Origin of the sequence: Embleya sp. NPDC059237 (assembly GCF_042754105.1) — a bacterium.
Taxonomy (GTDB): Bacteria; Actinomycetota; Actinomycetes; order Streptomycetales; family Streptomycetaceae; genus Embleya.
The window spans coordinates 142,775-154,590 of the sequence record NZ_JBHZAE010000008.1; the positions used below are offsets into that span (position 1 = coordinate 142,775).

Below are 11,816 nucleotides of genomic sequence, written 5' to 3' on the forward strand. Positions count from 1 at the left end.
GGAGGGAAACACCGTGAACAAGCCGTTGAGGCGGGTCTCCGTCTTCTGCCTGATCCTGGTCGCGGCACTGATGCTGCGGGCCAACTGGGTCCAGGTCGTCAAGGCCGACGACTACGCGAACAACGACCACAACAAGCGGGCGATCTACGAGAAGTACTCGCATCCGCGCGGCGACTTCCTCGTCGAGGGCAAGCCGATCACCAGCTCGGTCAAGACCGACGACAAGCAGTACGAGTTCCTGCGCAAGTACGAGTTCGGCCCGATGTACGCGCCGGTCACCGGCTACATCTCGCCGTTCGTCGGCAAGAACCTGCTGGAGAACCTCGACGACGACATCCTCAGCGGCAAGGACAGCAGGCTGTTCGTGCGCAAGGTGCTGGACACGGTGACGAACAAGGGCACCCGGGGCGGCAATGTCGCGCTGACGATCAACGCCAAGGCGCAGGAGGCCGCGTACAACGGCCTCAAGGACAAGACCGGCGCGGCGGTCGCGATCGACCCGGACACCGGCAAGGTGCTGGCCATGGTCAGCACGCCGTCCTACGACCCGAACGTGCTGGCCCAGAACGACCGCAACGCGGTGGCCGAGGCGTACGACCAGCTCACCCTGGACACCGACCCCAAGCGCAAGAAGCCGGACACCAAGTTCGACCCGAAGATGCCGATGGACAACCGGGCGCTGCGCTACACCTATCCGCCCGGGTCGACCTTCAAGCTGATCACCGCGGCGGCGGCGCTGTCCGAGGGCAAGGCCAAGCCGAACGAGGCGCCGACGGTCCCGCTCAGGGGCGACACGCTCTTCTACCCGTCCTCGAACCAGGGCCTGAGCGAGGCCTCGCACCCGGGCTGTGTCGGTGCCACCCTGCAACGGGCGCTCGAACTGTCCTGCAACACCGTCTTCGCCCAGCTCGGCACTGACGTCGGCGAGGCGAAGCTCAAGGAGCAGGCCGAGAAGTTCGGCTTCAACAACTTCGGCAAGGGTGTCAACACCAACCCGCTCGACATCCCCACGCGGGCCAAGCCCAGTCTGTTCCCGGGCAGCAACGACGGTGGACAGCTCATGCGGGCCTCGATCGGCCAGGAGAGCGTGGCGTCCACCCCGATCGAGATGGCCATGGTCGCGGCCGCGATCGCCAACAACGGCAAGGTGATGAAGCCGTACGTGGTGGACGAGTTGCGGGCGCAGAACCTCTCGGTGCTGGAGAAGACCCAACCGCAGATGATCAGCGAGGCGGTCTCGCCCGAGGTCTCGGCACAGCTGCGGGACATGATGCAGGGCGTGGTCAAGGACGGCACCGGCAAGCCGGCCGCGATCCCGGGCGTCGAGGTCGGCGGCAAGACCGGCACCGCGCAGCAGGGGTTCAACAACGGCAAGAAGCCGTACGCGTGGTTCGTCTCGTACGCCAAGGGCCCGGACGGCAAGAACGTGGCCGTCGCGGTCGTGGTGGAGCCGGACACCGAGATCGACCGCAGCGACATCGCCGGCGGCCAGCTCGCCGGCCCGATCGCCAAGGCGATCATGGAAGCCGTGGTCAAGAAGTGAGCCATGGCACACGACCACTCCAATAGTCACTCCGACCACTACTGCAATCAGATATCGACGTGCCCTCGTGGCTCGGGTGTGACGGCCCGCCGGGCCGCCGCACCGGTACCGTGTCGGAGAACGCGCCGGACCGTTGGGGCAATCGCCGCGGTACCGGCCGGCCGAAGACCGAAGGCCGTGGACCGGTAAGGGAAGGGCTGGAAGTTATGGAAGAGCCGCGTCGCCTCGGCGACCGGTACGAGATCGGCGCGGTCCTCGGCCGTGGTGGCATGGCCGAGGTGTACATGGGCCGTGACATTCGTCTGGGACGCAGTGTGGCGGTCAAGACACTGCGCGCCGATCTCGCCCGTGACCCAACGTTCCAGGCCCGGTTCCGCCGCGAGGCGCAGTCGGCCGCCTCGTTGAACCACCCGGCGATCGTCGCGGTCTACGACACCGGCGAGGACTACATCGACGGGATCTCGATCCCGTACATCGTGATGGAGTACGTGGACGGCTCGACGCTGCGCGAGCTGTTGCACTCGGGCCGCCGGCTGCTGCCGGAACGAGCCCTGGAGATGACCGCCGGCGTGCTCCAGGCGCTGGAGTACAGCCACCGCAACGGCATCATCCACCGCGACATCAAGCCCGCCAACGTCATGCTGACGCGGCAGGGCACAGTCAAGGTGATGGACTTCGGCATCGCGCGGTCCATGGCCGACAACGGCATGACCATGACGCAGACCGCGGCCGTGATCGGCACCGCGCAGTACCTGTCGCCGGAGCAGGCCCGCGGCGAGACCGTGGACGCCCGGACCGACCTCTACTCCACCGGTTGCCTGCTCTACGAGCTGCTGACCGAACGTCCGCCGTTCATCGGCGACTCCCCGGTCGCGGTGGCCTATCAGCACGTCCGCGAGGACCCGCTGCCGCCGAGCACGTTCGACCCCGAGGTCTCGCCGACCATCGACTCGATCGTGCTCAAGTCGCTGGCGAAGAATCCGGACAACCGGTACCAGAGCGCCGACGAGATGCGCGCCGACATCGAGCGGGCGCTGCACGGCCTGCCGGTGGGGGCGCCGAGCGTGATGGCCGCGCCGATGGGGGCCGACCCGGCGACGCAGTACCTGCCGCCGACGGCGGGCGGGGCGACCCAGGTCATCCCGGCTCACGGCCAGGGGCCGGCCACGGGGCAGTACGAGCTCGACGACAACGACCGCCGCCGGGACGAGCCGAGGAAGTCCCGGGGCGGCGCCTGGATCCTGCTGGCGCTGGCCTGCATCGCGGTCCTGGTCGCGGCCTTCTTCATCGGCAAGACCCTGATGGGCGACGGCGAGGACAAGTCGGCGGGGGTGCCCACCCTGACCGGCAAGACCCTGGAGGAAGCCACCAAGGCGGTGGACAACGCCGGGTTCAAGATCAACATGAACAACGACCCGTCGCAGTGCCCCAAGGACGCCACCGGGACCAAGGGGACCATCTGCAAGCAGACCCCGCCGGCCGGAGGGAGCGCCAAGAAGGGCGACACCATCCAGGTCTGGGCCTTCGGCGGCCCGAAGAAGACCACCGTCCCGCCGGGCCTCAAGGGCCTTTCCGAGGATGACGCGACCAAGAAGCTCAAGGACGCCAACCTGGTCGCCGACCCCGTGCGCAGCCAGACGCTGACCAACTGCACCCGGGACACCGTCTGCTCGACCAGCCCCGACGCGGGCGCCGAGCTGAACGAGGGCGACAAGGTCACCCTGAACATCTTCACCGGCAAGACCCAGGTGCAGGTGCCGCAGGTGGTCGGCCTCAGCTACGACGACGCCAAGGCCAAGCTGGAGAACCTCGGGTTCAAGGTCACCAAGTCCTCCGACCAGTACACGACGGAGAAGCCGGCCGGCCAGGTGTTCAAGCAGAGCGAGACCGCGGGCTCGAAGATCAACGAGGGTGGCACCATCAACCTCACCGTCTCCAAGGGCCCGACCCCGGCCACCACGGCTCCTCCGGCCACGGGCACCCCGGGCGGCAACACGGGCTCCAGCAGCCCGCCCCCGTCGGGCAACAACCAGGGCGGCGGGGGCAACTCGGTGTTGGGCGGCGACCTGAGAGGCGGCCACGGCAACTGGCCGAACTGACCCGCAGGCACCACCCAACCGAGGCCCCGAGAGCCAAAGCTCCCGGGGCCTCGGCGGTTTCCGGCCGACGCGCGGGGGGCGAACAGGGCCTGGGGCGTGTCTTCAATCTCCCGTCGGGCTCCGCGGCGTCCGGTGCCGTGCATCGGCGGGGGCGAGGTCGGGGGTGGTTGCCCGGGTGGCGAGTGTGGCCAGGTGGGACAGGGCGGTTGCGGACGGGGTGTTCGGGCGGGCGCGGAAGACGTGGATTTCCAGGGCGGTGTCGCCGGTCGGGGTGGGAACTCGGAGGGTTTCGTAGTCCAGGTGCATCGAGCCGACCGCCGGGTGGTGCACGCTCTTGTGGCCGGCGCCGCAGACCAGCACCTTGCCGGTGGCCCAGATCCGCCGGAAATCGGCGCTGTGGGTGGAGAGTTCGGTGATCAGCGTGGCCAGTTCCGCATCGTCGGGATAGCGCCCGGCCGAGACCCGCAGCTGGCCCACCGCGTCCTCGGCCCGCTCCTCCCACTCGGGGAACACGAGGCGGGAGGCGGGGTCGAGGAAGAGGAACCTGGCGTTGTTGCGGTCGCGGCGGCTCGAATCGGCCAGGCCGCCGACGAGTTCGGCGCCCAGGTCGTTCCAGGCCACCGTGTCCAGGCGGTGGTTCGTGGCGAAGGCCGGGAGCCGGGTCAGCGAGTCCAGGATCTGCTGGATCAGCGGGCTGACCCGGGCCGTCGGCGCGGGGGCGCGGCGCGTGCCGGCCAGCGTGATCAGGTGCCGGTGCTCGGCGGCGTCGAGGCCGAGCGCCCGGGCGAGTGCGTCCAGCACCTCGGGGGAGGGCTGGGTGGCCCGACCCTGTTCGAGGCGTACGTAGTAGTCGACGCTGATCCCGGCGAGCTGGGCCAACTCCTCGCGGCGCAGGCCGCGGACCCGGCGTCGCCGGCCGCCGACGAGTCCGACGTGCTCCGGTGCGACGCGGCCTCGGCGGGCCCGCAGGAAGCCGCCCAGCGCGCGCCGGGCGTCGCCGATGCCCTCGACCTCGTCGTCGGTGTGCGCGGCGGGCGCGGCGGGCGCGCCCGCCGTCCCGGTGCGCCGCTCGGTGGCGGTCGTACGCTCGCCCTGCTCCACCCCGTTCATGCGGTCAAGTATGCGCGGGCGCCGGGCGGATCGGGCCTGTGTGGTTCTCGCAGTACCAGGAACGGGGTTCCGCCGGTTGAACCGGGTCCTGGCTACCCGTTCGCGTCCGGAGGAGCGTTGGCTCCATGAACCCCACCACGCCGCAGTCCGGCCGGCCCACGCCGTCGCCCCGCAAGGTCCTCGTCGTCGTCGCCCATCCCGAGCCACGCTCGCTCAACGGCGCGCTCACCGAGTTCGCGGTCGAACGGCTGCGGGCGGCGGGACACCACGTGCGGGTGTCCGACCTGTACGCGATGAAGTGGAAGGCGGCGGTGGACGGCGACGACTTCCCGGAGCACGTCGCGGACCACCGCCTTCGGGTCATGGCCGAATCGCAGCGGGCCACGCTGGCCGAGCGGCTGGCCCCGGATATCGCCGCCGAGCAGGAGAAGGTGCTCTGGGCGGACGCGGTCGTCCTGCAGTTTCCGATGTGGTGGTTCTCCGCGCCGGCGATTCTGAAGGGCTGGATCGACCGGGTGTTCACCGCCGGATTCGCCTACGGTCCAAAGGTCCCGCCCCCATACAGTGAGGGCGCGTTGGCCGGGCGGCGGGCATTGTTGTCGGTGACGGCCGGCGCCCGGGAGACCGCGTTCTCCGACCGGGGCATTCACGGGCGGCCGGCGGAACTGCTCTTCCCGCTCCAGCACGGGTTGTTCTGGTTCACCGGGTTGGCCCCGCTCGAGCCGTTCGTGGTGTACGGCTCGAACGACGTATCGCCGGAGCGGTTCGAGGCGGCGAAGGAGGAGTACGCCCGACGGCTCGACGGGCTCTTCACCGACGAGCCGGTGGCCTTCCGCGCGCTCGACGGCGGCGACTACGACCGTGAGATGCGGCTGCTGCCGGGCGTCGAGGAGCCCGGGGCGAGCGGGATCGACATGCATGTGCGGTCGGGCGCCTGAGCCCGGGCCGGTCGTGCCCGACTCCCCGGTGCGCGGGGGTGGTTCGGGGCCGCGAAACGGGCGGCGACCTGCGCGGACCGGCGTCGCCGGGGCCGACGACCGGCGCTCGGACCACGACTTTCGGTATTGGTCGGTGCCTCGGTGCACCTGTTATTGTCGAGCCCGACCCGACCGCAGCGCCCACGGCACGCGGACAGGTGCACGAACGTCACTCGCAGGACGGAGAGGCCACGCTGATGAAGAAGCTGATCCTGGTGGCTTTGGCTGCTGTAGCCGGCCTGTTGGTCTACCGGCAGATTCAGGCGGATCGGGCCGAGCAGGATCTGTGGACCGAGGCGACGGACGCGGTTCCGGCGGGCACCGGCACTCGCTGAACAGATCGTGCGGGAGACCCCGCAGAGGCTTGAACCCATCCGGGGAAGTGTGACGTTTCACGTGAAACGTCACACTTGCCCGGATGGGGTGTCGTGAAATCGCGGCCCGGTTGCCGCTAATCTGGTTCGGTACCGAGGGGCCTTAGCTCAGCTGGTAGAGCGCTGCCTTTGCAAGGCAGATGTCAGGGGTTCGACTCCCCTAGGCTCCACAGGATCCGTACAGGATCCACGACTGGCGATACGACGAAGGGCCCGGCGCGATGCCGGGCCCTTCGTCGTGTGTTCGGGCAGGTCAGTCGGCGTCCCGCTTCGGGGCGGTTGAGCGGAACTCGTCCTCGGTCAGCTTGACCTCGTCGTCGAGGGACGCGGGAGTCTGCGGGGTGGTGGCGGAGCCCTGTGGGGCCTCGTCGGGCTCGTCGGTCAGCCACTCGGGCCGGGCGTTGCGGCGGCGCCACCACAGGAAGGCCGCGAAGCCGCCACCCGCGACGACCGTGCCCAGCAGGAACCTGCGGCGCCGGGCCCGGCGCCGCTTGGCGCGGCCGACCCGGGCGACGTCCTCGGCGCTGATCTCGCCCTTGAGGACGGACAGCGCGGCGCCGGCCCGCAGGAGGGCCTCGTCACGAACGGGTTCGGCGGCGCCCCGTGCCTGGTCGACCACCTGGTATACGCGCGGGACCACGTCGTTGCGGACCCGGAGGCGGGCTGTCTCGACGGCGTGCTCGACGTGCGGTGCGGCCGTGTCCTTGGCGTTCACCAGTGCGGGTACGACCTTCTCGCGGGTGGTCTCGACTGCTCGCTCACGTGCCGCGCCCGCGTAGTGGATCGCCGCCTCCTTGGCGTGCGCGGCGTGTGGGGCAAGCCGGTCCCTGGTCCTGCCGGTCGCCTCGCGGACCGGATCCATGCGGGTCACGACATCCTCCTCCTCGCCGGGTTCATCCGCTATCTGTTCCCGACGATCCCGGGTTCATGCGCCGCGTATCGGCGTGCGGTCCGTACGGTGGAATGGTGTCCGCGGTGGTCTCGTGGCAGGAGCCGCCCGCGGCATGCGAGGATTCCGAGGATTCAAGAAGACCGTCCGTGTAACCGTAGGGAAGGCACATCAGTGGCCGAGGAACTTTTCGCCACCATCAAGACCAACCACGGGGACATCCGCATCCGGTTGTTCCCGAACCACGCACCGAAGACGGTCGCGAACTTCGTGGAGCTGTCGCAGGGGCAGCGCGAGTGGGTCCACCCGGCCAAGGGGCAGAAGACCACCGCCCGCCTCTACGACGGCACCGTGTTCCACCGCGTCATCTCCGGCTTCATGATCCAGGGCGGTGACCCGCTGGGCACCGGAACCGGCGGCCCGGGCTACCGCTTCGCCGACGAGTTCCACCCGGACCTGGCGTTCTCCAAGCCGTACCTGCTGGCGATGGCCAATGCCGGACCGGGCACCAACGGTTCGCAGTTCTTCATCACCGTGGGTGCCACGCCGCACCTGAACAACAAGCACACGATCTTCGGTGAGGTCGCCGACGCGGAGAGCCGCAAGGTCGTCGACGCGATCGCCGGTACCCAGACCGACATGCGCGACCGTCCGGCATCCGACGTCGTGATCAACACGGTCGAGGTCGAGACCGTCTCGTCCTGAACCCCGAGCGCACGGGCCGGGGCCTTCGGGTCCCGGCCCGCGGCGCGTGCCTGAAGGTGAGCATGAGCCCCGACGAGCAGCAGCCGAGTGCGACCGGACCGGCCGGTCCGCCCGTGTGTTATCGGCATCCCGATCGGGAGTCGAACATTCGCTGTACGCGCTGCGAGCGGCCCGTCTGCGGCGATTGCATGGTGAGCGCGTCCGTCGGCTTCCAGTGCCCGGACTGTGTCCGGCAGGGCAGTCGCCAGGTGCGCGAGGCGCGCACCGTTGCGGGCGGCCGGGTCGCGCCCACGACCGCGCCCGCGATCGTGACCAAGTCCCTGATCGGGCTCAACCTCGCCGTCTTCGTGCTGGTCCAGGTGGTCGGCAATACGTTCGTGGACCGGTGGATACTCGTCGGCCGCTTCTTCATGGGCGGCGAGTGGCAGGGTGTCGCCGAGGGCCAGTGGTACCGGTTGCTCACCGCGACGTTCCTGCACCAGCAGTTCTGGCACATCGGGTTGAACATGCTCGGCCTGTGGATGCTGGGTCCGCCGCTCGAGGCGGCGCTGGGCCGGACCCGGTTCGTCGCTCTCTACCTGGTCGCGGGCCTGGGCGGCAGCGCGCTGTCGTATCTGATCGCCGAACCGAACCAGGGCTCGCTGGGCGCCTCGGGCGCGTTGTTCGGACTGTTCGGCGCGATGATCGTGCTCGGCCGGCGGATGAACTACGACCTGAAACCGCTGATCATCCTGCTGGCGCTGAACCTGATGATCACGTTCCTCAACATGAGCACGATCGACTGGCGCGCCCATCTCGGGGGACTGGTCGCGGGCACGCTCGCCGCGATCGGTGTCGTCTACGCGCCGGCGCGGCAGCGGACCCTGGTCCAGGTGGGCAGCCTGCTCGCGGTGCTGGCGGTCATCGTGGCGATCGTGCTGATCCGGACCGCGCAGATCGTCTGAGGCACGAGGGCGCGGGGGCACGAGACAACGGGCAACAGACACACGACCCGGCCCCGACACCCGAGCACGGTCACCCCGTGAATCTCACCAATGACCCAAAGTGATGAATCCGGGATGCGAGCCGTTACCCACATCCCGGCCGGTCGTTGGACCGTAACGGGTTATCCACAGGATCCGCCCAGTTATCCCCACTGTGGATAACTCTGTGGAGTCTCCCCGGGAAAACTCGCTGAGCTGCGCGTATGCGCTACTTCCACTGAGTGGACACGCCGAAGCCGGCGGCGATGAAGCCGAAGCCGACAACGATGTTCCAGTTCTTCAGGGACTCGATCGGGAAGCGCATGTCGGTCACGTAGAAGACCACGATCCACAGCAGGCCGATCGCGAAGAGGGCCAGCATGAACGGCGCCACCCAGCGGCGCGAGTCCAGCTTTATGGTCGTCTTCTTGACGGGCGGCGGGGTGAAGTCGTCCTTCTTACGGATCCGGGACTTCGGCACGAGAGTCTCTCCTGTCGATGTAGCCGGACGAGTGGGTGCGCAGCACACGCGACACGATCCGGTGATGTGTCGGTTAGCGTAGTCGCTGTCAGGTCCGGAAGGAGGGTACGGCGACGTGCGTATCTTCGCCATGCGGCCGTCCGGGATGTCCTGGCGTGCGATCGTACCCCGATTGTCCGCACTTGTGGTGTTCGCCCTGGCCGGTCTGCTCTTCTGGATCAGCGCCGACACCTCCCACGGCACCAATCTGCGCAGCGACGCGCAGATGCTCAAACTCTCCGACGTGATCCGGGACCAGGGTCGGCGCAACGAGAGCGCCCAGCAGGACCTGTCCAAGCTGCAGCGGGACGTGGACGGGCTGGTCCAGGAGCAGGCCAACGACCCCCAGGCGCGCGGTCGCATCGACGCCGTCGCGGACCCGGCCGGGGTCACCCCGGTCTCCGGCGAGGGCCTGACGGTCACCCTGACCGACGCCCCTCCCGACGCCAAGTCCCGCGTACCCGGCGTGCGCGAACCCACCGCCGACGACCTCGTGGTGCACCAGCAGGACATCCAGGGCGTGGTGAACGCGCTGTGGAACGGCGGCGCGCGGGCGATTCAGATCATGGACCAGCGGATCGTGGCCACGTCCGCGGTGCGCTGCGTCGGCAACACGCTGATCCTGCACGGCCGGGTGTACTCGCCCCCGTACGTGATCTCGGCGGTCGGCGACATCGGCGCCCTGCGGCGCGCCCTGGATCAGAGCAAGAGCGTGTCCAACTACACCGACTACGTCGAGGCGTTCGGCCTCGGGTGGAAGGTCGAGGACCGCAAGCGCATCGATGCGCCGGGGTATACGGGCCCGCTGGGCCTGGAGTATGCGAAAGTCTCCGGGACGTGATCGGCAGCGGTGAATCGAGGGGAGTCTGACGACAGTGTTGCGGACCACGATGCGAGGCCTCGGGGAGGTCTTCATCACACTGGGCGTCGTCATCCTTTTGTTCGTCGTCTATCAGCTCTACTGGACCGGCGTGCTGGCCGATCGTGCGCGGGCCGACGAGATGCACAAGCTCGACGAGGCGCGCAAGCGGATCGGGGCGAGCGTGCCCAAGGACGTGCCGGTCGCGCAGGTACCCGCGGCACAGGCCCCGTACGAGGACGGTGAGCCGTTCGGGACCATGTACATCCCCCGTTTCGGTGACGGCTGGTACAAGACGATCCGGCCCGGGGTCACGCCCAAGGAGCTGCAAAAGGGCCTGGGTTGGTACAAGGGCAGCGCGCAGGCGGGTCAGGACGGCAACTTCGCCATTGCCGGGCACCGCAAGACGTACGGCGACCCGTTCCTGAACGTGCCCAAGCTGCAGGTGGGCGACAAGGTCGTGATCGAGGGCATCACCGAGTGGTTCGTCTACTCGATCGACAAGCCGGTCAGCCTTCCCGGGGACAAGGCGGTCCTGAAGACCGTTCCCGAGGATGTACACGTGCTCGACCCGGTGCCGGCGAAGGCCTATACGGCGCCCGGGAAATACATCACCCTGACCACCTGCGAACCCGAGTTCGGCAGCACGCACCGGTTGATCGTCTGGGGCCACCTGGAGTCGCGGACCCCGCTGTCCTCCGGTCGACCGGCGGCGTTGCAGGGATGAGCGGGGCGCGGATGAGCGAGTCGGGCCGCGCGGGCGGCGAGCGAGAGAGGGCCTGGGCCTGATGTACGGCTGGATCTGGCGCACCCTGCCGGGGAACGTGTGGGTGAAGCTCCTGCTCTCCCTGGTCCTGGTGCTGGCCATCGTGTACGCGCTGTTCACGTGGGTCTTCCCGTGGGCCGAACCCCTGCTGCCGTTCAGCGATGTGACGGTCGATCAGGACAACGTGACGAACACCACCGGGCCCGGCGGCGTACCGCTTCCGGCGGGTGCGACCTCGGCGGGGTCATCCGGGTCACCTTCTTCACTGCCGGGAGGACTGCCGGGATGAGCGCGCGCATTCTCGTCGTGGACAACTACGACAGCTTCGTCTTCAACCTCGTGCAGTACCTCTACCAACTCGGCGCGACCTGTGAGGTGCGGCGCAACGACGCGGTGACGGTCGAGGAGGCCGAGGAATTCGACGGCGTACTGCTGTCCCCGGGCCCCGGGACACCCGAGGCCGCCGGGATCTGCATGGAGATGGTGCGCCGCGAGGGCGGCCGGGTGCCGGTCTTCGGGGTGTGCCTGGGGATGCAGTCCATCGCGGCGGCGCACGGCGCTACCGTTGGCCGGGCGCCCGAGCTTCTCCACGGCAAGACCAGCCCTGTGGTGCATGAGGGGGCGGGCGTCTTCGCCGGCCTGCCGTCGCCGTTCACCGCGACGCGCTATCACTCGCTCGCGGTGGATCCGGACACGATTCCGGCCGAACTGGAGGTGACCGCATGGACCGGGACCGGCGTGATCATGGGCCTGCGGCACCGCGACCGACCGGTCGAAGGCGTGCAGTTCCACCCGGAGTCGGTGCTGACGGAGTACGGCCACCGGATGCTGGCGAACTGGCTGGTGAGCTGCGGGGACCCGACGGCGCCGGACCGGTCGGCGGGTCTGGCACCCGTCGTCGGGCGCACGCCGCTCCCGGCCTGACCGAGGGGTCGATACCCGACGGCGGGTACGGGGCGGGCGAGGCCGGGGCGTATGGGGCGGAAGGTGTCCCGTACGGGCCGGGTGCGGG

The 11,816-nt window shown here is 69.1% G+C and carries 13 protein-coding genes and 1 tRNA gene; 11 read left to right on the plus strand and 3 right to left on the minus strand.

The features are described 5' to 3' along the window. Positions 1-13: 13 nt before the first annotated feature. Positions 14-1,543 (plus strand): peptidoglycan D,D-transpeptidase FtsI family protein, encoded by a 1,530-nt coding sequence (locus tag ACFXKZ_RS25410; RefSeq protein WP_380003290.1) that lies wholly within the window; start codon positions 14-16, stop codon positions 1,541-1,543. Positions 1,544-1,749: 206 nt separating this feature from the next. Further along, complete coding sequence (gene pknB / locus ACFXKZ_RS25415) at positions 1,750-3,642, plus strand: Stk1 family PASTA domain-containing Ser/Thr kinase (RefSeq protein ID WP_380003291.1); 1,893 nt, start codon at positions 1,750-1,752, stop codon at positions 3,640-3,642. A gap of 102 nt (positions 3,643-3,744) precedes the next feature. Here the strand turns inward: pknB and ACFXKZ_RS25420 are convergent, their stop codons facing one another. After that, the gene (locus ACFXKZ_RS25420; RefSeq protein WP_380003292.1) at positions 3,745-4,752 is read right to left on the minus strand and encodes a helix-turn-helix domain-containing protein; all 1,008 of its coding nucleotides are present in this window, start codon (positions 4,750-4,752) and stop codon (positions 3,745-3,747) included. A 125-nt stretch (positions 4,753-4,877) separates the two neighbouring features. Here ACFXKZ_RS25420 and ACFXKZ_RS25425 point away from each other — a divergent pair, with 125 nt between their 5' ends. The 3 genes from ACFXKZ_RS25425 to ACFXKZ_RS25435 all read left to right on the plus strand — a co-directional run bounded on the left by ACFXKZ_RS25425 (position 4,878) and on the right by ACFXKZ_RS25435 (position 6,273). After that, on the plus strand, positions 4,878-5,690 hold the full coding sequence (locus ACFXKZ_RS25425; protein ID WP_380003293.1) for an NAD(P)H-dependent oxidoreductase: 813 nt from the start codon (positions 4,878-4,880) through the stop codon (positions 5,688-5,690). Positions 5,691-5,926: 236 nt separating this feature from the next. Beyond that, positions 5,927-6,064: a DLW-39 family protein gene (locus ACFXKZ_RS25430; RefSeq protein ID WP_170222265.1), complete on the plus strand. Its 138-nt coding sequence runs from the start codon at positions 5,927-5,929 to the stop codon at positions 6,062-6,064. Positions 6,065-6,200: 136 nt separating this feature from the next. Then, positions 6,201-6,273 (plus strand) — tRNA-Ala (locus tag ACFXKZ_RS25435). 83 nt (positions 6,274-6,356) lie between these two features. Here the strand turns inward: ACFXKZ_RS25435 and ACFXKZ_RS25440 are convergent. Further along, positions 6,357-6,965, minus strand: a complete 609-nt coding sequence (locus ACFXKZ_RS25440; protein ID WP_380003530.1) for a DUF5324 family protein — start codon at positions 6,963-6,965, stop codon at positions 6,357-6,359. 201 nt (positions 6,966-7,166) lie between these two features. On the opposite strand from ACFXKZ_RS25440, the gene ACFXKZ_RS25445 reads away from it, so the two are divergent. Both ACFXKZ_RS25445 and ACFXKZ_RS25450 read left to right on the plus strand, forming a co-directional pair. After that, positions 7,167-7,697 carry a peptidylprolyl isomerase gene (locus tag ACFXKZ_RS25445; RefSeq protein ID WP_380003294.1) on the plus strand — a complete coding sequence of 177 codons (531 nt, stop codon included), beginning with the start codon at positions 7,167-7,169 and terminating at the stop codon, positions 7,695-7,697. A gap of 62 nt (positions 7,698-7,759) precedes the next feature. After that, complete coding sequence (locus ACFXKZ_RS25450) at positions 7,760-8,641, plus strand: rhomboid family intramembrane serine protease (protein ID WP_380003295.1); 882 nt, start codon at positions 7,760-7,762, stop codon at positions 8,639-8,641. A 247-nt stretch (positions 8,642-8,888) separates the two neighbouring features. Here the strand turns inward: ACFXKZ_RS25450 and crgA are convergent, their stop codons facing one another. After that, the gene (gene crgA / locus ACFXKZ_RS25455; RefSeq protein WP_078976324.1) at positions 8,889-9,140 is read right to left on the minus strand and encodes a cell division protein CrgA; all 252 of its coding nucleotides are present in this window, start codon (positions 9,138-9,140) and stop codon (positions 8,889-8,891) included. Positions 9,141-9,270: 130 nt separating this feature from the next. Here crgA and ACFXKZ_RS25460 point away from each other — a divergent pair, with 130 nt between their 5' ends. The 4 genes from ACFXKZ_RS25460 (at position 9,271) to ACFXKZ_RS25475 (ending at position 11,728) form a co-directional block, all read left to right on the plus strand. After that, entirely contained in the window at positions 9,271-10,020 is a 750-nt protein-coding gene (locus ACFXKZ_RS25460) for a DUF881 domain-containing protein (RefSeq protein WP_126640326.1), read from the plus strand. Positions 10,021-10,069: 49 nt separating this feature from the next. After that, entirely contained in the window at positions 10,070-10,765 is a 696-nt protein-coding gene (locus ACFXKZ_RS25465; RefSeq protein ID WP_380003296.1) for a class E sortase, read from the plus strand. 61 nt (positions 10,766-10,826) lie between these two features. After that, positions 10,827-11,093: a hypothetical protein gene (locus ACFXKZ_RS25470; protein WP_380003541.1), complete on the plus strand. Its 267-nt coding sequence runs from the start codon at positions 10,827-10,829 to the stop codon at positions 11,091-11,093. Beyond that, positions 11,090-11,728: an aminodeoxychorismate/anthranilate synthase component II gene (locus ACFXKZ_RS25475; protein ID WP_380003297.1), complete on the plus strand. Its 639-nt coding sequence runs from the start codon at positions 11,090-11,092 to the stop codon at positions 11,726-11,728. Before ACFXKZ_RS25470 ends, ACFXKZ_RS25475 begins: the two co-directional genes overlap by 4 nt. Positions 11,729-11,816: the final 88 nt, after the last annotated feature.

Excerpts from the sequence above, each read along its gene's own strand:
- pknB (WP_380003291.1), top strand. The coding sequence starts at position 1,750 with ATGGAAGAGCCGCGTCGCCTCGGCGACCGGTACGAGATCGGCGCGGTC.
- ACFXKZ_RS25420 (WP_380003292.1), bottom strand. The coding sequence starts at position 4,752 with ATGAACGGGGTGGAGCAGGGCGAGCGTACGACCGCCACCGAGCGGCGC.
- ACFXKZ_RS25425 (WP_380003293.1), top strand. The coding sequence starts at position 4,878 with ATGAACCCCACCACGCCGCAGTCCGGCCGGCCCACGCCGTCGCCCCGC.
- ACFXKZ_RS25430 (WP_170222265.1), top strand. The coding sequence starts at position 5,927 with ATGAAGAAGCTGATCCTGGTGGCTTTGGCTGCTGTAGCCGGCCTGTTG.
- ACFXKZ_RS25460 (WP_126640326.1), top strand. The coding sequence starts at position 9,271 with ATGCGGCCGTCCGGGATGTCCTGGCGTGCGATCGTACCCCGATTGTCC.
- ACFXKZ_RS25450 (WP_380003295.1), top strand. The coding sequence starts at position 7,760 with ATGAGCCCCGACGAGCAGCAGCCGAGTGCGACCGGACCGGCCGGTCCG.
- ACFXKZ_RS25465 (WP_380003296.1), top strand. The coding sequence starts at position 10,070 with ATGCGAGGCCTCGGGGAGGTCTTCATCACACTGGGCGTCGTCATCCTT.
- ACFXKZ_RS25475 (WP_380003297.1), top strand. The coding sequence starts at position 11,090 with ATGAGCGCGCGCATTCTCGTCGTGGACAACTACGACAGCTTCGTCTTC.
- ACFXKZ_RS25470 (WP_380003541.1), top strand. The coding sequence starts at position 10,827 with ATGTACGGCTGGATCTGGCGCACCCTGCCGGGGAACGTGTGGGTGAAG.
- ACFXKZ_RS25440 (WP_380003530.1), bottom strand. The coding sequence starts at position 6,965 with ATGGATCCGGTCCGCGAGGCGACCGGCAGGACCAGGGACCGGCTTGCC.